Below are 19,481 nucleotides of genomic sequence, written 5' to 3' on the forward strand. Positions count from 1 at the left end.
GGCACAAGACTTACCCTGCCCGAGATGAAGGGCAACCACAAGGGATTGCCCCTACAAATTTCATCTCCAGATTCAGCAATGCCTAAGTTGACAGCTATGGCACAAGACTTACCCTGCCCGAGATGAAGGGCAACCACAAGGGATTGCCCCTACAAATTTCATCTCCAGATTCAGCAACGCCCAATTTTCTTGTGAAAGAGTGTGTTAAAAGCAAAGCTATTGGCTTCCATTCGTTAAAAACTATGGTGACTTGCGATCGCAAATCTGCCTATTGGATGATCCAATTCACTTGAGAAACTCAGTAGAGCATGTAAAAATCGCGGTAACACTAGCAACGGTTTTTCCCACACTTAATGCTGCAAGGGAATTTATGACGCGAATTTTGATACTACATGCTTCATTAGGAGCCGGACATCTAAACGCAGCGAAGGCGCTTTGTAATGCATTTGAGCGCATTTCCGAGGTGGAAGTTCGCAGTGAAGATGCGTTAAGCTATGCCAATTCTCTTTACCGAAGTGCAGTCACGCAAGCCTATAAGCAACTGAGTGAAAAGGCTCCGCAGCTTTATAAAGCGTTTTATGAAGGGAGCGATATCAGCGATCTGGAAAAATCTCTGGACAACAACCTGACTTGGGCAAAACTGGAACGTCCTTTTTTTGCAGACTTAGAACAACTGCTTAAAGAGTTTGATCCGGACGCGATCGTCTGTGTGCAGCAAATTCCTAGTCGATTACTGCAAATTTTGGAACAGGATGCTCCCATGGCAAAACCGCAATACGTCGTAGTCACGGACGTAATTGCCCACAGCACTTGGATTAATCACGGCGTGCATGGCTATTTTCTACCCAATATTCTCAGCGCCAATTTGCTGATCCAGCGGGGGGTCAATCCGGCAGTGCTGCATGTAACGGGGATTCCTGTGAAGTTGGAGATTATGGAGCCAAAAACCAAGGAAGAGGCGCGATCGCGTCAGTCTTTGCCCCATACCCTGCCCATAGTTACCCTATTTGGGGGCGGTTTAAATGCTCGCCGGGTCAAGTCAATGGTGGTTGATTTACTAGCCAGCCCATTACCGATTCTGCTGATTGTGGTAGCTGGACGCAATGAAAAATTGGTAGAAGCCTTAGAAGAGGTCACTGATAGCGCTCAGGTGCAATTACGTAAGTTAGCAGAGATTGATTATGTGGATGATTTGTTGGTAGCCAGTGATTTAGTGATTACGAAAGCAGGCGGATTAATTACCAGCGAAATTTTAGCGCGAGGGACTCCAATGGTAATCGTAGATCCTATTCCAGGGCAAGAGGAGCAAAATGCAGATGTGATTGCAGCGGCGGGGGCTGGAGTGCAGCTACGACTACCAGAAATGGTGGCACCTGCTGTGCAATATTTGTTGAAGCGCCCCGATCGCCTTGCAGAGATGCATCAGTCGGCACTGGAACTAGGGCAACCACGGGCTGCGCTCAACATCGTAGAACATATCCTCACTGATCTTCACGCTCGTCGAGTGATGCAGACTTTAGAAACCAGCGAATTAGAAACCAGTGCAGTAGAAGCAGGCTCATTAGAAACAAGTGCGATTCCCGCAGGGATCGTTTCACGTACCGCCCATGCAGAGTAATTCCAACGGTCCCCTTTCCCCTTCAGCAACAGAATCCTTTCTTTGGGGAGTCGCAACATCCGGTTATCAAATTGAAGGGGGATATAACGGCGAAGGTGATCCTAAAAACAACTGGTTTCTCAGTGAGCAGCGCGGCAGCGTCATGAAAACCGGTGCGGCAGCAGAATTTTGGACGCGCTATGAAGAAGATTTTCAAGCTTGCCAAAAGATGGGGCTAACTGCCTTTCGTCTCGGCTTGGAATGGGCACGAATTCAGCCCTCCACAGAACTATCCCCAACTTCAACGCCAACATTTGATCTCAATGCGCTAGATGGATATGCCGATCGCATTGCTGCTTGTCGTCGTCATGGACTGGAACCTGTAATTACGCTGCATCACTTCACCCATCCTGCCTGGTTGGGATTAGATGCATGGCTTGCCGAAGACACGATAGATCACTTTGGCGAGTATGTCCAAACCACTGTGGCTCACATTAATCATCGCCTAATCAACCATTATCAGCTTGACCCAATCCACTGGTATATCACCCTCAACGAGCCTAACATTCTCGTTTCCAACACCTATCTCAGTGGGCAGTTTCCCACCGATTCTATGCTGGGGATCGGGTCTGTGTTTCCCGCCTATAACCATTTGCTGGCGGCTCATGTACGTGCCTACAATCTGATTCACGACCTGTATGAAGCCGAAGGCTGGGCAACTCCCCGCGTGTCGCTCAACACCTATTGCAGTGATCTCTATTGGTCTGAAAAAGTGATTTGGGATCTGTTGAGTTTACGGCTGCGATCGGTCAATCCTGCCGACCTGCAAACCTATGTCTATGCCAACGCTCAACGGATGGAAGCCGCCCTGAAAGCCGCCAATCTTTCGTTTCGGCGAGATTTGCCCTATCAACTAGGGCGCTTCGCTCACTGGTTTAGCAATCGGCTAGGGCGACGCAGTTTTGATGCCCGTCACTTAGGCAGCTTTTTGCAAGAACTGGAAGCCTCACCCCGCGTCCAAGTGTTCGATTTCATTGGGATTGATTACTACGATCCCTTTATTGCCCATGTGTTTCGTTTGCCCTCGTTCTCTGATTTTGAGTTTGAGACGAAAAATTTTCGCGGCTGGCTGATGAGCGGCATCACGAGCAAATGGTGGGATTGGCGCAGTTTGCCAGAAGGCTTGCATTTTTTCTGTAAGTTTTACGCTCAAGAAATTGGCAACTACCCAATTTTGATTGCCGAAAATGGCATGGCGTTACGTCGTAAACCGGATAACAGCGTGGCATCTCAGCGCGGGGATCAACTACAGCGCAGCGAGTTTTTGAAAGCCCATGTGTTTCAGGTTGAGCGGTTGCTTAAAGAAGGAGTGCCGATGGTGGGCTATATGCATTGGTCGCTGACGGATAACTACGAGTGGGGATCGTATACGCCACGATTTGGGCTGTTTTCTATTGACTTTACCCAAGGCAGCGATCGCATTGTGGAAGATCATTTAGGCGATTGCCCCTCCGAAACTTACGCTCAACTGATCCGCGAAATGAAAGGCAGTCTGTCCACTAAGTGAGCGCGAAGTTTAGATAGAAGTTTTGAGTTTTGAGTTTTTACAACTCAAATCCCTGAACTAGAGTTTTACCCAATGTGCCCTCAAAAATGCGTTGAGTGGAGGTTAGCAGCACCACAATGTTTTTGCCGTTGGGAGACAGTATCACTTCTCGGATAGAAAAACCGACGATCCAATCTTGGGGCATATTCAACCCGATCGCTCTTGTTTTTGCGCCATAGTTCACCTGCATTTGCATCGATGCCTGATCTTTTGGCGCGGTGCCCCCAAACATGGATGAAACAGTAGCGGTTTGCTGTAACCGAATTTGCATCGTCGGTTTGCCTGCTCCCAGGTTTACGGTAGCGGTCTCGGTGCCATCCGGGGTGCGCGATCGCTGCGTAATCGTTAAATTTGTGCCAGCCGCAGGAGTCTCTAGCTGAAGATTTTGCCGCAGAGTTTGGGTTTGCTGCAATACATTCTTCTCCGCTACATCCAAACTTAGCCCCGCATCTACTTCACCGTACTGGGTTTCAGTGCAGCCTGTCTCAACACACGCATTCTTTGCTACGTCCACCACTTGCAGCGCCGACTTGGGAATGCCCGCTCCCAAATCTCGCCAGCTTTCTAGATATAAGTAGTAGCGCCCATCGGCTGAAAAACCTGCCTTTTTGGGTAGCGTTCGTTGAGAAGGGGCAGAAAAATCAACTGATTCGATCGCAGCCGTTGGCGCAGAGGTCGGAATTGAACTAGATTTAACCTGATTAACTGGCTCATTGGATAACGGTTTAGTTTGAGTCAGTTCTGCATTCACCGCAGAGATCGAGCCAATTGCACAAGCAATGCTTACCATCAGCACAGGTAAAAGTAAACTCCGAGTATTGATATCTTTTGGTGGCATAGTATTGAACGTCACGCAACTGTATTGAGATCTTGAGACGGCTGAGGCTGATTTTTCGTTCCAAGCCTGCCTCAAAATCTTTCAGCGCTCTGTTGGGTTGATGGCAACGGATTAATAGCTAAGGGCTTGCTAATAAGTAGAATCCCAGCGATTCTATAGCCCTAAACATTTATGCTAGGACGTATAGAGGCAAGAAAACCATTCGATAACACCAATGCCTGCCCCCTACAGTGAAGATCTACGCCAAAAAGCGATCGCAGCGGTGAGCGTGGAGGACGCAAAAGCGTGGTTTGTGTTCAAAAAAACGAGCATCAATTGTCTGGTGCATGTTGCCGTCGCCCACCATGTATCCCACTGAGGAGCGCTGGTATGTGGTAAGTAACCAACCAACCACGACCGATACCTTTGTCAAATACGGGTTACGCTTCGATATAAAGATGGCAGCGTTCAGCTAGTGGCAAGTCAACAAATAGCTGAGCTTGGTAGCCTTTGACAGCCCACCTGTGCTTCGTTGAAATACCGCGATCGCATCGCAGGGCTAGAGCAACACATAGCATATTGCCTAACCCTGCCAATGCCCGTACTACTACAACGTACTTGGAACTTACTTTTATAGAGAACTAATTACGGCTCATGGCGGCTACTATAGCCAATCACTGCAACTTTATGTCGATAAACCAATTCTGCTCCAAACCAACCTGAAATACCTAGCAGCGTTGCCACAACTGCCGAGATAATCAATCCAATCGGTAAAATAGCCCCTGTCACATTGTTCCAGCGCAATACCCAATTAACGAGCGTCAAAAACATTGCGGCTACATTAGCAGTCATATGAATCCAGCCAGCACTATGCTTTTTGACGCGATCAATTTTCAGGAAATCCAACATGCCTGTGAGCGCTGCGACTAAGCCTGCAATAAATCCGGCACCAATGAGCCACAAAGAGGCGCGTGCCCAAAACGGATCTTGAGTAAACCAGTAAGCCAGATCAGTAGCAAATGCGCCCGTGAGAAAGGCGATCGGAAAAGTGACAATCAAGGGATGAAGCGGGTGACCTGCGATCGCAACAGTGCTAGGAATACCACTATCTCGATATTCACGCTCGTCACTTTCAATAAAGGGTGGAATGTTAGGGGTTTGTGTCATGATCTCTCCTAAAGATTCATAGTAAAACAAGACTTAATTGATACTCATTAGTGATAATTCACCAACTACAAAATTGCTTAATGTAGTCTTTGTGTTGCACTTCACCTTCTTCAATTACTCAATCAAAAGACTGGGTAATCCTATTTTTGACTTACATTCATACTCCAGCAGAGATAGATTGAAAATAAATCTATCTGAAGAGAGACAAACACTTACAAATACTTACTAAATAAATGCAGAGATACTCCAAAACTTAATCTATCTAAAGGAGGACAATTCTAGAAATAATAAGCTTATGAAGGAATGTGTCAAGTGCTTAGTTATAGCTTGAAGGAGATTTGCAGCCAGGAAATTTGAAAGTAAGCCTCACCTTTGTTTCGCAAACTATAACTTTTGCCAGATGGACTATTGTTTTTTTGCAGATAAGTTTGGATAGTCGTTCAAAAGTTTTAGGTAATTTTAAGAAGCTTAATTAGGTGACTAACTAGTACTTCTAACTAGTACTTCTAACTAGTACTTCTAAAAATCGCTATTTTGTTCACCGAGCTACGTGAAAAATATCAAGAATCCTTAAGGAGTAGTATCATGACAACTTTTTTATTGTCTAAGGCGATCGCTTATATTCGTTCTCTACTTAAAGATCTACAACTTCAACAAGTTTTTGCTGTGGTTTTAGTTGGCGTTGTACTCCTTACCACTAATGCGAATGCTATACCTCACAATAATGCTTTAGGAGCAAAAGTTCGTGAGCGGATCGAACAAACCGATCAGGCAGATCGACCTAAAACAACAGGTGAATGGAACCGAGAAGCCAGGGAAACTAAAGGGAATCCCGGTGAACGGCTAGGCAGAATTGCTAAAGAATCAGGAGAAGCATTCAAACAGTTTGGGTCTGGTTATGTGAAAGGCGCTCAAGAAACGGCAAATGACATCAAAGGTGGCACAGCACGACTTGAGCATGAGTAATCAAACAATAGGCTTGAAACCATTGTGTATACGTTGATTGAGAAATCTTAGGCAAAGCTCAAACCCATCTATCGAAAGCTCATTGATCTCTAATTGTATGTAGGGCGTACTGAGGTATGCTCTACATCGCTTAATTAAGCCAAACTGTAGAGGATTGTATGAAAATTCATCACCTTAACTGCGGCTGTATGTGCCCATTTGGTGGCGCGTTTTTCGACGGATTTAGCCTTGGGGCGATCGCTCATCTTGTATGTCATTGTCTGTTAATTGAGACAGAACAAGGATTAGTGTTAGTCGATACTGGCTTTGGTTTACGCGATGGGCGATCGCCGAAATCGCGATTGAGTCCTTTCTTTATCGCTTTAAACAATATCCAGTTCGAGCAAAAATACACAGCGGTCGCGCAGCTTGAGCAGCGTGGATTTTCGGCAAACGATGTCCGTCATATTGTATTAACCCATCTTGATTTTGATCATGCTGGAGGATTAGAGGATTTTCCAAACGCGATCGTGCATGTGATGCAATCTGAAATGGATGCCGTCAAAGATCGACAGGGGTTTATCGACAGTCAGCGTTATCGATCTGAGCAGTGGGATGAGGTTAAGCACTGGAAATTTTATCAAGCTGGAGGAGAGGACTGGTTTGGGTTTGAGGCTGTTCGTGACTTAGAGGGATTGCCACCAGAGATTCTTTTAATTCCATTGGCAGGACATACACGAGGTCATGCGGGTGTGGCAATCGACACTTCTGAAGGTTGGCTACTTCATGCTGGAGATGCCTATTTTTATCGTCATGAAATGAATGTGGATAACCGCCACTGTACGCCAGGTTTACAGTTCTATCAATGGATGATGGAGGTTGATCGCAAAACTCGATTATTGAATCAAGATCGACTTTATGAGCTATCGTGCGATCGCGATAAAGATGTTCGACTTTTTTGTAGTCATGATGCCATTGAGTTCAAAGCGTTCACGGAATCGATTAATCAATCACTAATTCTTCAATAATTACCACTAGAGGTATTGAGTATGAGCCAACCCATCAAGGTTGAAAAAACACTAACCATTAATAAACCAGCCGCAGAGCTTTATCGCTTCTGGCATAACTTTGAGAACTTGCCACATTTCATGAAGCATCTTAAATCGGTGACTGTGAAGGATTCTAAGCGATCGCATTGGGTTGCTAGCGCTCCCTTAGATAAAACCATCGAATGGGATGCAGATATTATTGAGGAGCGCGAAAACGAGTTAATTGCCTGGAAATCTACGCCTGGTGCAGATGTTGATAATTCTGGTTTTATTCAGTTTCAGCCCGCTCCTGACAATCGTGGAACTGAGGTGAAAGTGGTTACTGAATATAATCCGCCTATGGATGAACTGGGTTCTGTGATTGCAAAGCTTTTTGGCAAAGCGCCAGAACAACAGATAGGCGATGATTTGCGTCGCTTCAAAATGTTGATGGAAGCCGGTGAAATGGCGACTACTGAAGGACAGTCACGCGGCAATTAATAGATTTCACGAATAAGCTTTCACGATTAAGCGATTCTTTGAGGTCGAGTCTATATGGGGGCTTAAGCCCCTTGTTTCACGTTCAAATTTAACGGATATAAACCACCTTCAATGTAGGAGATTTCAAGCGATGAAAGCAGTATGCTGGCATGGTGCTAATGATGTACGAGTTGAAACTGTCCCTGACCCTAAATTGATTAATCCACGAGATGCGATCGTAAAAATTACATCAACCGCGATCTGTGGTTCTGATCTTCATCTATACGACGGTTTCAACCCCACAATGCAAAAAGGCGATATCTTGGGTCATGAGTTTATGGGTGAGATTGTTGAACTGGGTAGTGGCATCCAAAATAAGCATCTTAAAGTGGGCGATCGCGTCGTAGTTCCTTTCACCATTTCTTGCGGTAGCTGTTTCTTTTGCAACCGTGATCTCTGGTCACTCTGTGATAATTCCAACCCTAATGCTTGGATGGCAGAAAAGATAATGGGTTATTCACCCGCAGGTTTGTTTGGTTACTCTCACCTCACAGGCGGCTATGCAGGCGGTCAAGCAGAATATGCCCGTGTCCCTTTTGCAGATACAGGATTATTCAAAGTCCCAGAGGGTTTATCAGATGAGCAAGTTTTGTTTCTAACTGATATTTTCCCAACAGGATATATGGCAGCAGAAAACTGTGATATTCAACCGGGTGATACGGTGGCAATTTGGGGCTGCGGTCCTGTTGGACAGTTTGCTATTCGCAGTGCTTACATGCTAGGAGCAGGGCGCGTTATTGCCATCGATCGCGTTCCTGAACGCTTGCAAATGGCTAAAGAACAAGGCAAAGCAGAAATCTTGAACTATGAAGAAGTAGAGGTCGGTGAAGCTTTAAAGGAAATGACCGGGGGACGAGGTCCTGATTCAGTGATGGATGCAGTCGGGATGGAAGCTCACGGTATGGGCTTAGAAGGACTATATGACAAAGTGACGCAAGCAGTGCGGATGCAAACCGATCGCCCAAATGTACTCCGTCAAGCGATCGTTGCCTGTCGCAAAGGCGGCACCGTCTCCGTTCCTGGTGTTTATACTGGCTTCGTAGACAAGATACCCATGGGCGCTTTTATGAACAAAGGGCTAACCATGAAAACAGGACAAACTCATCTACATCGATATCTACGTCCTCTACTTGAACATGTTCAAAACGGCGATATCGACCCCTCATTTGTCATCACTCATCGGCTTTCCCTTGACCAAGCCCCTCATGGCTATGAGATCTTTAAGCACAAAAAAGATAACTGCATCAAGATCGTTCTCAAGCCTTAAAGCCAGCTAATTTAGCACCATTCTTATTACTGAAAATAAGCTCAACTGGTAGATGAACTTCTCTAGTTAAGCTTATTTTCTTATTGAGGTTGAAATCTTCATTCAAGTAATTCTTTTTCGCCTCGTTTCTTCCATTCGTGCGAAGCGAAACCTAGGGAGTGAGAGCAGTTTGGCGGTTTACTAAGTTGACAGTCTCCTGATACTTTCTACCTCGATAAACTTGCGGCAGGTTATACCAAGCGATATCTGGATACTCATGATGCTCCCAATGATAACCAAAGTGATAGCAGGTAAAGAATGACCAGATTAAAGGATAGTGACTACTAACGGCATGATGTCGATTTTGGCTGCTCATATCAACTGAACCATGGGGTAGATAAGTCCCAAAAAAGAATAGCTGCAATGAACTAAGAATTAGCGGCAGAAGCCAAAATAAGAATAGGTTCGGGTCTGCAACATGCAACCCAAATCGTAGGCTAATAAATGCAATAGCCATACACAGAAATAGTCTTCGCCGTATTTCTGTATCCATGTATTCTTTGGTCATAAACTTCAAATACCAGGCAAAAAAGCCTTGATGTACGCCATCATGAAAATCAGGATCACCGGGTTGACCGGGCGATCGATGATGTTTCCAATGGTTAGAATAGAGCTTCTTGTAGGGCAGAAAACCATATAGCGTGATTGCTAGAGATCCAACCCAATCATTCAATCTGCGACTTTTAGGAAATACGCTGCCATGAATTGCGTCGTGAACCACAATAAACAGTCCAGTCTGAATAAATGTACGTCCTAAAATAGCAGGCAAAGCCCAGACTGCTCTCCATTGAGAGAGAGTAAGAGTAGTAGATAAAGTAAAGGTAAAACTGCTAATCCATAGAAGAATGATCGCTGAAGCAACTAGAGGTCCTACCCACAAGTTTATTCTTGGTTTATGTTGCATAAAGATCTGATTCTTGGAGGAGCACCATTGTTTCTGCGCCAATTCTGCCGAAGTTTGGGTCAACTCCTAGTGGCATTTTGACTAAGTAAGTCCAACGTCCGGCTTCGTGTTTGCAGCTTTGCACGATGCCTTCTCCACCAATAAACATCACTTTTTGAGCCTGACGAAAAATAGGCGACTGAACTAGAGTTGTAGTCATAAACACTCCACAAATTGATTTGTTTCAATTGGCTTAACTGTTCTTAACAGTAACAAAAGCTCTTTGCGATCGCTTGTATCTTTTTAGGGAAAAAGTAATTTGTTGGCTATACCTTTTGAAGAGTTTTCTGATTTTGGGTCATCTCAAAATTCCCCGGAAATTGTCATCTTAGAATTCCCCGGAAATATTTAAATAGCCAGATCATGATGCGAGTAGACCGACCCACTGAATTTTATTAATGTTGGGGGCTGTTGGTTTTCTATTTGCTACGTATAAGACGCAATTGCCTGACGTGTATTGACTTGTAGGGTGTGGATTTTACGACTGACAATCTTCTAGGTATAGACTACTTTGGAAAAAATACAAGCAGTCAACTACATTTAAATGTAATTTATGGCACACCTCAATGATTGGGTTTTGAATGCTTTGGTTCCAACAGTGACAAACAATCTATCCATGGCTGCTCAGGCGGCTTGTGATGGGACTCAAACCATGCTGACCAGTGGAGCAGGTTTAATCACCCAGGCAAAAGACGTTAGCAAAAATCCACAGTCGTTTGGTTTCGCCTTTGAACATTTACAGGCGATCGGGTTCAACATCAAAGCTGCAATGCAAGGGTCTGAAGCACGGGCTTATCAAGTGCCTCCTGATGGCTCAACTAAATTTAGTCCAGATATTTACGTTGAGAAAATTGGTCAAATTATTGTCGAAATTCAAGCGAAAGTCGGCAGTGCTGACTATGTTGAGCGCCACGCTAACTCTGGAAATTACCAAGATGCAATTCTCACGAATGTTGAAAATGCAGGTATCGAAAACACAACTACTGTAATTGAGGTGGAGGGTATACAGGGTTTGACAATCCCTAAAAGCTTTGCAGTTTGGACAGCGAATAACCCATACTCAGCAGCAACTTTAATTCAGGCAACAGCAACAAGCTTAGAAGTGGTTGGGGCTGGGGTAGAAGTTGCCGTTATAAGCACTGAAATTGAATTGTTATTACAGTCGATTAAAATTGCTGGAGCCTATTGCCGAGGTGAGCAAGACCTTGCTCAAGCAGAAGTCGATAAAATTCTAAAAATTGCCATTGCAAGTATGCAAGAGGGCTTTGTTCGAGGAGTTGCAATTAAAGTGATTCAAAAACTAACCGGAAGTAGTGCGTTTGCCTCGCTAGGCTTTACGGTTAGTAAGGAAGCCCTACCTGCTTTGGTTAAAGTATTGCAGTTTGAGATGACGATGCAGCAAGCAGTAACGCAAGTTGGGCTGAGATCATTTACCGCTGCCGTGATTGTGCCTGTTATTTTACTGTGCCCAGAAGTGGGAATAGCGTTATTGAGCGCAAAAGTGATCCAGTCGATTTGGATGGAAATCTCACCGGAATGGAAGGTGTCGTTTGAGCAAGCGATCGCCTCAAGTATGCAGACTGCCCAAGTTAGCTTTACGGAAACCACCCAGTCTGTGAGTTTACAGCCAGCGTTGTTGATAGAAAGCAATCTCTAGAACTTAGAGTGTTCCAAATAAAAAAGGGATAGCGAACTATCCCTGGCGTTGTTCTTACAGTTAGGAAAGAGAAAATTTAGCCCAAAGCTTCGAGATAGTCGCGGACGCGGTTACGGCGTTTGGGTTGACGCAATTTTTGCAGCGCCTTTGCTTCGATCTGGCGAACTCGCTCACGAGACAACTCCAGCGCTCGACCAATTTCAGCCAAGGAGTAGGGCTGTCCGTCGCCTAAGCCAAACCGCATTTGAATCACATCTCGTTCGCGAGTAGTCAAGTCTGCTAATAGTTGCTGAAGATCACGACGAAGTGCCTCTCGCATTAAGGTATCTTCTGGTGTGATTTCGTCTGTTTCTAGCAAATCGCCCAGTTCCGTATCTTTTTCTTTACCTACCTTAGTTTCTAAAGAAATGGAGCGGGGCACTCGCAGCAATACTTCCCGCACTTGAGCCGCAGTCATGTCTAGTTCAAGGGCAATATCTTCAATGCTGGCAGTGCGTCCTTTCTCTTGGGAAATTTTGCGCTGCGCCTTTTTGATTTTATTTAGCTTTTCGGTGATGTGGACGGGTAGGCGAATGGTGCGGCTTTGGGTGGCGATCGCGCGGGTAATCCCTTGACGAATCCACCAGTAGGCGTAAGTGCTAAAGCGATATCCTTTGGTGGGGTCAAATTTTTCTACGGCGCGCTCTAAACCCAAAGTGCCTTCTTGAATCAAGTCTAGGAGTTCTAAGCCACGATTTTGATACTTTTTGGCAACGGAGACGACTAGGCGAAGGTTTGCCTTGATCATATGCTCTTTGGCGCGGCTCCCTTCAGCCTGGATGCGCTCTAGCTCATCGACTGGTAGGTTGGCGATCGCTGCCCAATGACGTTTTCCGGCTGCCAAAGTTGGCTTTAGTTCGGTAATATCTACGCCGCCTTCAGTTGCCCAGCGTTCTAAGGACGGGCGGTGTCCTAGCTGAGAGGCAAGACGATCGTGGGTTTCCACCAATTTGACATAGTGCTGAATCGCTCCCGTTTCTTTGTTTACTGCTTCTGCGCGCAACTCTAGTAACGCCATGTAGCGCTGGACTCGCTGAGCTTCTGAGACTTCCTCGTCTCGTCCTAGTAAGCGAACACGACCAATCTCTTGGAGATATAAACGAACAAGATCTGTTGTGCGGCGAGAGGTGGCTCGATAAAAACTGTCAGAGTCAACAGCATCGATGTCTAAATCCATCAGGGCTTCAACAGGATGATCTTCAGCGTTAGGGCTACTCGGCTGAAAACGTTGTGAATAGACTTGTTGTTCGTCATAGTCTGCTTCAGCGTAGAAAGTTGTTGCTGGCATAGTCTCGTCTCGGTTGCTCCAGATAAGAATTAGCTTCAGTCAGAAGTAAAAGTAGTGTTCCCTTCAGGGGGGACTGATGAACACGGCTTAGGGTTCCGTAATGATCCCTTTTTGAAGCTATCAACATAAACGGTCAGAATTATGCGATCGCTTCAGTCTCATAACCACTCGTAAATTGATGCATCCAATACCTAACAAAGTAGAAATGGGTTCGGGTCAGGAAAAACTGACTTTTACCATTGGTTTCACGTTTCAGTTAGTATAGGAAGCTATCCTGCAAAAGGTCGTGACTTGAATCAAGGCATACGCTAACCTACATCACCCTCTTGCTTCTTTCCTGACTTTGGAAGCATAATCCGGCATCTTTACCAAGGCTTTGAATCCTAGTTTGTTTGATTAGGAAACCGTAAAGGATTGAGAATAGGGCTTGCATCCAGGCACAAAGTACGAAGGCTGAGTGGGAAGAAATGAGTTTTGAGTTTTGAGTTTTGAGTTTCAAACTACCTCTTGCCTCTCACGGTTTTTTAGCAATTTTCAGATTTGCGATCGCGCCGCATTAACGCTTCCAGAGCAGCTTGGGGTGTAATCTCTCCTTGGAGCAGTTGATCAACCTGATGGGAAATAGGTAAAGCGATCTGTTGCTGACTGGCAAGACGCATAAGCACTTGGGTTGTGTTGATGCCTTCAGCGGTGCCTTGCAACGATTCCAATACAGCAGACAAGGATTTTCCTTGAGCTAAGCCATATCCAACTTGATAGTTGCGGCTGAGGATGCTGTTGCAGGTAGCGAGTAAGTCGCCTAGTCCAGATAGACCATAAAAGGTTTCGGGTTGAGCGCCCCAATCGGTGCCGATGCGGATAATTTCTGCCAGCCCACGAGTGACAAGGGCGGATTTGGCGTTGGTGCCCAGTTGCAAACCGTCGCACGCACCCACCGCGATCGCGATCACATTTTTCAAAATACCACCCAATTCCACACCCAGCACATCGGCATTGGTGTAAACCCGAAAGCTGGTCGAAGACAATGCTTGCTGTACCTGTTCTGCCGCCGTTTCATTCGCGCTGGCAACGACCGTAGCAGCGGGTAAGCCTTTTTGAATTTCTGCCGAGAGATTGGGTCCCGATAGAACCACGACGGGATGATCGGGCAAGGCTGCCTGCCAAATTTGAGAGGGTAAACAAGGCAACTCTGTTTCGCTGCCTGAATCGGGGTCAAGCCCTTTAGTGGCAGAAACAAGAATAGTGTTTGGCGCGATTGGCAGCGATCGCACCTGCTCTGCCACCTGCCGCACTCCTTTCATCGACACCGCCGAAACCACCACCTCCGCATCTGCCAAAACGGCTTGCAAGGATTGATGCCCTTGGCGTGACCACAGCCGCACACAATGCCCTTGCTGTGAAGCTAACATTGCCAGAGTTGCACCCCACGCTCCAGCACCGAGAATGGCGATCGTCAAGGATTTCTGGGGAAGCATTGGGTCATTCATCACTCAAAACTTACCACTCAAAACTTATCACTCAAAACTTTACTACGTGGATAGCGTTCCATGAGGGCGCGTACCTGTTCGGCATGGTAGGAACTGCGGGTGAGCGGAGAAGATACGACTTGCAGAAAGCCAATGGATTCGCCATAGTCACGCCATGCATCAAACTGCTCAGGCGTGATGAACGCTTGCACTTCTAAATGCTTTTGACTGGGCTGGAGATATTGACCAATCGTCAGAATATCGCAATCCGCTTGCCGTAGGTCATGCATGACTTCTTTTACTTCGTCGTCGGTTTCGCCCAAGCCTGCCATAATGCCACTTTTGGTATACACCCAGGGAGCTAGTTCACGGGTACGGCGCAGCAGTTCCAGCGATCGCCCATAGTCTCCCTGCGGACGAACCCGACGATAAAGGCGGGCGATCGTTTCGGTGTTGTGGTTTAACACGTCTGGATTCGCATTGAGGATAATCTCCAGTGCATTCCAGTTGGCGCATAAGTCAGGAATCAGCACTTCGATCGTCGTGCCGGGGGATGCAGTGCGAATGGCGTGGATGCAGCGATCGAACTGGGAAGCACCGCCATCGGGCAAGTCATCCCGATTCACTGAAGTCACCACTACATGATTTAGGCGCATTCGCCGAACTGCTTCACCTAGGCGATCGGGTTCTGTTGCGTCGAGCGGTTGCGGTTTCTTTTCAAAGTCAATATCGCAGTAGGGGCAGGCACGAGTGCAAGCAGGTCCCATAATCAAAAAGGTAGCAGTGCCCTGATTAAAGCATTCGCCAATGTTGGGGCAGGAGGCTTCTTCACAGACTGTGTTCAGACCTAAATCCCGCAGAACGTCTTTAACTGTGCCGACCCGTTCCCACTGCGGCGCTTTGACTCGTAACCACTCCGGCTTAACAACCACGTTTTAATCCTACCTGCTGTGTATGGGTTTAGTGTATCAAGGAGAGGGGCTAGGAGGCAGGTGTTAAGGATCAAGCGTTAGAGGCTAGCGATCAATAGGTGGCTGACTTTGGCAGGGGAAAGAGTGCGATCGCGCTTACCTTACAGTATTTAACAACAGCTTGTGGATGGCGCACAACAGTCGCTGCTGCTGTCTGTAATGGTATCGCGATAGTTTGCACCCTTAGTTTCGCGGGGATGACGCAAAGAATCTCGTGAACCATCGAACATCGGAGCGGATTCGAGTGGAATGGTGGCATGAGGTGAAACGGGAATCATGTCCTGGTAATAAGGACTGTGTGGGTCAGTATAAAGTTGAAAGGTTTTGTCGCAAACTGCCATCCGTTGACCCCGATAAAGCGTATGACCATCATCATCTTGGACGGCTTTCCAAGGTCCTTTATAAATCACCGCTTGATTCCGTTCTAAGCAGACACCTTGCTTCCCCTTATAAGCTCGGACTGTAAGCGATCGAAACTCAACGCCGTCGATCACCTGCCAAGGTGCTTCTTGCCGCGTCAAAATTTCGATACCGTGGAAGCCAGCCTGTTCAAACATTTCCAAAAAAGTGTGTTCACGAAAGGCTCCGGCAATGCAGCCGCTCCACAGTTTGGAGTCGTTGAGAATAGTTGGAGTAGGGTCTTCGTCGCATACGATATCTGAAATGACTGCCCGTCCGCCTCGTTTTAACACGCGAAAAATTTCGGTAAACAACTGCTGTTTATCTTGAGGACAAACAAGGTTTAGCACACAGTTGGAGATAACGACATCAATACTATCGCTGGCAATGAGCGGGGTTTGACTACGGAGGCGATCGCGCTCGGCTTCAAAGGCAGTAACCCCTTCCAGTGTTGTAATCGGATGTTGCTGTAACCAAAACTCCAGGCTGTCGAGGCTCAACGCTAAATCTTGAATTTTGCCTTTGACAAATTCCAGATTGCGATAACCCAGTTTGGTAGCCATATCTTCTAAATAGTTGCGCGATAAGGCTAGCATTTCTTCGTTAACATCTACGCCAATCACTCGCCCCGATGCGCCTACCCGTTGCGACAAGATGTAGCAGTTTTTTCCGGCTCCCGACCCCAAATCGACCACGGTTTCACCTAGATTCACATAGCGAGTAGGATCTCCACAACCGTAATCTTTTTCGATGATTTCTGGAGGGAGTAGTTCCAAATAGCGAGAGTCATAACCATCCGTTGGGCAACACAATAACGCTTCTGATTGTTGCGCTCCAGCTTCATAGCGTTCCCGAACGGCTTGCTCAATGTTGTATGCGATCGCAGTTGCTTGAGTCGGTGCAACACTGCTTGACACGAGTTCAGTCATGAATCAGGAATCCTTCTGTAACATTGCGAACGGTGTATGTCTATTCTTGACACGCTCAGTCAAGGGAATGCAAGTCTCAAGTGCCGGAAATCAGTCTGCAATAGCATTAAAACATCGTTGTGCCGCTGCCGCTGCGGGTAAGGGTTTGCTAAATAAATATCCTTGCATTGCATCACAACCAATGGAGTGTAAGAACTCTTGTTGGTCTATTGTTTCTACTCCTTCGGCAATCACATCTAAATCTAATCCATGTCCTAAAGTAACGATCGCCTGGATCAAAGCAGCATCTTTACTACTAGTTGTTAGATCTTTAACAAACTCTCGATCTATTTTAAGGGTGTGCAAAGGAAATCGTTTAAGGGTTGCGAGCGAAGAATATCCGGTGCCAAAGTCGTCCATTGAAATATGCACACCCATTGCCCGCAGTTCATCTAAGACTGCGATCGTGACATGAATATCTTGCATTGCAATACTTTCAGTAATTTCAACTTCCAAATATCGAGCTTCCAATCCCGTTTCAGCAAGCACTCGATTAATCAGTTGAGCCAAGTTTTGCTGCTGAAACTGTCGGGCTGAAAGGTTAACAGCAACTCGAATCGGCGGATATCCCGCTTCCTGCCATGCTTGATTTTGGGCACATGCTGTTTGTAAAACCCACTCTCCGATCGCCGCAATTTGTCCCGTTTCTTCAGCGAGTGAAATAAATTGGTTGGGCGGAATCAGCCCTCGAACTGGATGTTGCCAACGAATTAAGGCTTCTGTGCCCACAATTTCTCCCGTTTTGAGGTCTACTTGGGGTTGATAGTGCAACAAAAACTCGCCTCGATTTAGCGCTTTATAGAGATCATTGGCTAGCACCAGTTGCTCTAGCGCTTGAGTATTCATATCCGCCGCATAGAGTTGAAAACTATTCTTGCCCTGGTGCTTTGCTCGATACATGGCAGTATCGGCGTTCTTCAACAGTGTTTCCGCATCTTCACCATCGTAAGGGGCAAGCGCAATCCCAATGCTTGTGGTTACGTGAAACTCTTGTTCTCCGCAGGTAAAGGGTTCATTCAAAGTCCTGATAATCCGTTTGGCAATTTTGGTTGCATCATTCGCGGAGTTGATTTGGGGCAAGATTAATGTAAATTCGTCGCCACCCCAGCGGGCAATAGTATCACTTTTTTTGAGGCATCCAGCAATCCGCTGAGCCACTTGTTGCAGCAGTTGATCGCCAATGGCATGTCCTAATGTGTCGTTGATTACTTTAAAGCGATCGAGATCCAGAAACATCACTGCCAGCATTTCGCCCTGTTGATAAGCATAGGCTAAGGCTAGCGATAGCCGTTCATCAAATAACAGTCGATTGGGTAGCCCGGTTAGGCGATCGTGCGAGGCTTGATGTCGAATCATATCCTCAACCCGCCGCTGCATCACTGCCATATAGAGATGGGTGCCTAAGGTCTGAGCTAGCTTAATTTCATTAGCAGTCCATTCTTGGGCTAATCCTTTCTTAACCTCTCGCCACATTTCAAATGATTGTCGGGGACGCATATTGCGCTCATCTTCATCCCATTGCCCTGCCCAAAGCGTTTCTGTATCAATTTCTTGGCGAAAAATGCTGAGACAACCAATACATTGCTGTCGATATTGCAACGGCACAATTAAAATGGAGCGAATTGACGTAGTTTCAAAAGCGGGCGCTAAAAACTGAAGTTGAGAATTTTTGTAGAGATCTTGAATGCTGTGAAGTTGCGGTAGTGTAGTGGACTGATCGACGAAACCTTCATCATAGTGTTCTGGCGTTTCCGAAAGCAGATCGCAGGATGCAAATGTTTTCCCGAAAGAAATTCCCATCACTTGTTGCCAAAAATGACTCTCTTCAATTTGAGCAAGAGTAGGTTGAACTCCATTTACATATAGTTGAGCGGCATTACCTGTAATATCAGCGTTGATATAAAGTCTGCCACCATTTCCTTCAAAGGCTTTGACTGTTTCGTCTAATACCGATTGTCGAATTCTAATGATGTCGTAAGGGGTATGCAGCAGGCGACTAATATGATTAATCGTGGCTTCATGATGAACTTGTTGCCGTGTTTGGCTTAAGAGGTTGGCTTGAGCAATGGCGATCGAGACCTGATCAACTAGAAGCTGCACGACTTGCAACTCATCTTGAGAATATTGACGGGGTTCTGAATGATGCGATACTAACAAGCCCCAAAGCTGATTGTGATGCAAAATCGGGACAACAAGCGAGGAACAAACCCCCATGGCTGCAAGATATTCTGCATGGCAGGTATCCACAGGTGCATAGCGAACATGTCCTATGCCTAAACTTACTCCGGTATCTGGATCATCAAGGTGACTCAACATTTTACGCTGCGAGGCAACATCGACAATCACTCGCGATCGCGCCTTGATAAATAGGGCACGGGCATAGGGAGGAATATCACTTGCAGGAAAATTAAGACCCTGTAGAGAGGGCAACTGATTTCCACTGATGGCTTCAGCAATAACTTCACCGCTGCCGTCGGCATGAAAGCGATAAATCTTAACTCGATTTGTGTCAAGAAACGCACGAGTTTCGATCGCCGTTGTACTTAAGATTTCTTGCAATTCGAGCGATCGCCGAATGCGATTCGTCATGCGATTAAGTACACCTTGATAGTCAAAGGTTGCTTGAGGCGACTGAGTTCGATTTCTGCGTTTCATAGTGACAGGGTTCCGATGAATGATTTAAACCTTTCTTTCAAAGTGCCCAATTAATGTAGTGAACGATACTTGTATACCTGAGATTCAGC

Annotated in this window: 18 protein-coding genes; 8 read left to right on the forward strand and 10 right to left on the reverse strand. The window is 46.2% G+C overall.

Annotated elements, in window-relative coordinates:
• The first annotated feature begins 370 nt into the window (after positions 1-370).
• Positions 371-1,618 (forward strand): MGDG synthase family glycosyltransferase, encoded by a 1,248-nt coding sequence (locus AB3R30_RS04790; protein WP_458648002.1) that lies wholly within the window; start codon positions 371-373, stop codon positions 1,616-1,618.
• Positions 1,608-3,164 carry a glycoside hydrolase family 1 protein gene (locus tag AB3R30_RS04795; protein ID WP_458648003.1) on the forward strand — a complete coding sequence of 519 codons (1,557 nt, stop codon included), beginning with the start codon at positions 1,608-1,610 and terminating at the stop codon, positions 3,162-3,164. The genes AB3R30_RS04790 and AB3R30_RS04795 overlap by 11 nt, the downstream gene beginning before the upstream one ends.
• Before the next feature lie 37 nt (positions 3,165-3,201).
• Here AB3R30_RS04795 and AB3R30_RS04800 read toward each other — a convergent pair whose 3' ends face one another.
• Positions 3,202-4,041, reverse strand: coding sequence for a DUF2259 domain-containing protein (locus AB3R30_RS04800; protein WP_458648004.1), 840 nt, complete (start codon positions 4,039-4,041; stop codon positions 3,202-3,204).
• Between the two features lie 214 nt (positions 4,042-4,255).
• Here AB3R30_RS04800 and AB3R30_RS04805 point away from each other — a divergent pair, with 214 nt between their 5' ends.
• Positions 4,256-4,399: a hypothetical protein gene (locus tag AB3R30_RS04805; RefSeq protein ID WP_458648005.1), complete on the forward strand. Its 144-nt coding sequence runs from the start codon at positions 4,256-4,258 to the stop codon at positions 4,397-4,399.
• Positions 4,400-4,460: 61 nt separating this feature from the next.
• Here the strand turns inward: AB3R30_RS04805 and AB3R30_RS04810 are convergent, their stop codons facing one another.
• Positions 4,461-4,598 (reverse strand): hypothetical protein, encoded by a 138-nt coding sequence (locus AB3R30_RS04810; protein ID WP_458648006.1) that lies wholly within the window; start codon positions 4,596-4,598, stop codon positions 4,461-4,463.
• Positions 4,599-4,665: 67 nt separating this feature from the next.
• Positions 4,666-5,187 (reverse strand): DUF2231 domain-containing protein, encoded by a 522-nt coding sequence (locus tag AB3R30_RS04815; RefSeq protein ID WP_458648007.1) that lies wholly within the window; start codon positions 5,185-5,187, stop codon positions 4,666-4,668.
• A gap of 585 nt (positions 5,188-5,772) precedes the next feature.
• On the opposite strand from AB3R30_RS04815, the gene AB3R30_RS04820 reads away from it, so the two are divergent.
• The 4 genes from AB3R30_RS04820 (at position 5,773) to AB3R30_RS04835 (ending at position 8,967) form a co-directional block, all read left to right on the forward strand.
• Positions 5,773-6,153, forward strand: a complete 381-nt coding sequence (locus AB3R30_RS04820; protein WP_458648008.1) for a hypothetical protein — start codon at positions 5,773-5,775, stop codon at positions 6,151-6,153.
• Positions 6,154-6,311: 158 nt separating this feature from the next.
• The gene (locus AB3R30_RS04825) at positions 6,312-7,160 is read left to right on the forward strand and encodes an MBL fold metallo-hydrolase (protein WP_458648009.1); all 849 of its coding nucleotides are present in this window, start codon (positions 6,312-6,314) and stop codon (positions 7,158-7,160) included.
• Positions 7,161-7,181: 21 nt separating this feature from the next.
• Positions 7,182-7,661: an SRPBCC family protein gene (locus tag AB3R30_RS04830; RefSeq protein ID WP_458648010.1), complete on the forward strand. Its 480-nt coding sequence runs from the start codon at positions 7,182-7,184 to the stop codon at positions 7,659-7,661.
• Between the two features lie 130 nt (positions 7,662-7,791).
• The gene (locus AB3R30_RS04835) at positions 7,792-8,967 is read left to right on the forward strand and encodes a zinc-dependent alcohol dehydrogenase (protein ID WP_458648011.1); all 1,176 of its coding nucleotides are present in this window, start codon (positions 7,792-7,794) and stop codon (positions 8,965-8,967) included.
• A gap of 151 nt (positions 8,968-9,118) precedes the next feature.
• On the opposite strand, the gene AB3R30_RS04840 is transcribed toward AB3R30_RS04835, so the two are convergent.
• Both AB3R30_RS04840 and AB3R30_RS04845 read right to left on the reverse strand, forming a co-directional pair.
• Positions 9,119-9,910, reverse strand: coding sequence for a fatty acid desaturase (locus AB3R30_RS04840; RefSeq protein WP_458648012.1), 792 nt, complete (start codon positions 9,908-9,910; stop codon positions 9,119-9,121).
• Entirely contained in the window at positions 9,900-10,109 is a 210-nt protein-coding gene (locus tag AB3R30_RS04845) for a hypothetical protein (RefSeq protein WP_458648013.1), read from the reverse strand. Before AB3R30_RS04845 ends, AB3R30_RS04840 begins: the two co-directional genes overlap by 11 nt.
• A 393-nt stretch (positions 10,110-10,502) precedes the next feature.
• Between AB3R30_RS04845 and AB3R30_RS04850 the strand changes: the two genes are divergently transcribed.
• On the forward strand, positions 10,503-11,606 hold the full coding sequence (locus tag AB3R30_RS04850; protein WP_458648014.1) for a hypothetical protein: 1,104 nt from the start codon (positions 10,503-10,505) through the stop codon (positions 11,604-11,606).
• Between the two features lie 76 nt (positions 11,607-11,682).
• Here AB3R30_RS04850 and sigC read toward each other — a convergent pair whose 3' ends face one another.
• The 5 genes from sigC to AB3R30_RS04875 all read right to left on the reverse strand — a co-directional run bounded on the left by sigC (position 11,683) and on the right by AB3R30_RS04875 (position 19,392).
• Positions 11,683-12,933 (reverse strand): RNA polymerase sigma factor SigC, encoded by a 1,251-nt coding sequence (sigC, locus tag AB3R30_RS04855; RefSeq protein WP_458648015.1) that lies wholly within the window; start codon positions 12,931-12,933, stop codon positions 11,683-11,685.
• A 524-nt stretch (positions 12,934-13,457) separates the two neighbouring features.
• A complete protein-coding gene (locus tag AB3R30_RS04860; RefSeq protein ID WP_458648016.1) occupies positions 13,458-14,420 on the reverse strand; it encodes an NAD(P)H-dependent glycerol-3-phosphate dehydrogenase in 963 nt (320 codons plus the stop codon).
• A 17-nt stretch (positions 14,421-14,437) separates the two neighbouring features.
• Positions 14,438-15,331, reverse strand: coding sequence for a lipoyl synthase (lipA, locus tag AB3R30_RS04865; RefSeq protein ID WP_458648017.1), 894 nt, complete (start codon positions 15,329-15,331; stop codon positions 14,438-14,440).
• Between the two features lie 149 nt (positions 15,332-15,480).
• Positions 15,481-16,698: a methyltransferase domain-containing protein gene (locus tag AB3R30_RS04870; protein ID WP_458648018.1), complete on the reverse strand. Its 1,218-nt coding sequence runs from the start codon at positions 16,696-16,698 to the stop codon at positions 15,481-15,483.
• Between the two features lie 90 nt (positions 16,699-16,788).
• A complete protein-coding gene (locus AB3R30_RS04875; RefSeq protein WP_458648019.1) occupies positions 16,789-19,392 on the reverse strand; it encodes a bifunctional diguanylate cyclase/phosphodiesterase in 2,604 nt (867 codons plus the stop codon).
• Positions 19,393-19,481: the final 89 nt, after the last annotated feature.

Origin of the sequence: Sivoneniella epilithica UHCC 1019 (assembly GCF_040830845.1) — a bacterium.
Taxonomy (GTDB): domain Bacteria; phylum Cyanobacteriota; class Cyanobacteriia; order Leptolyngbyales; family Leptolyngbyaceae; genus ULC077BIN1.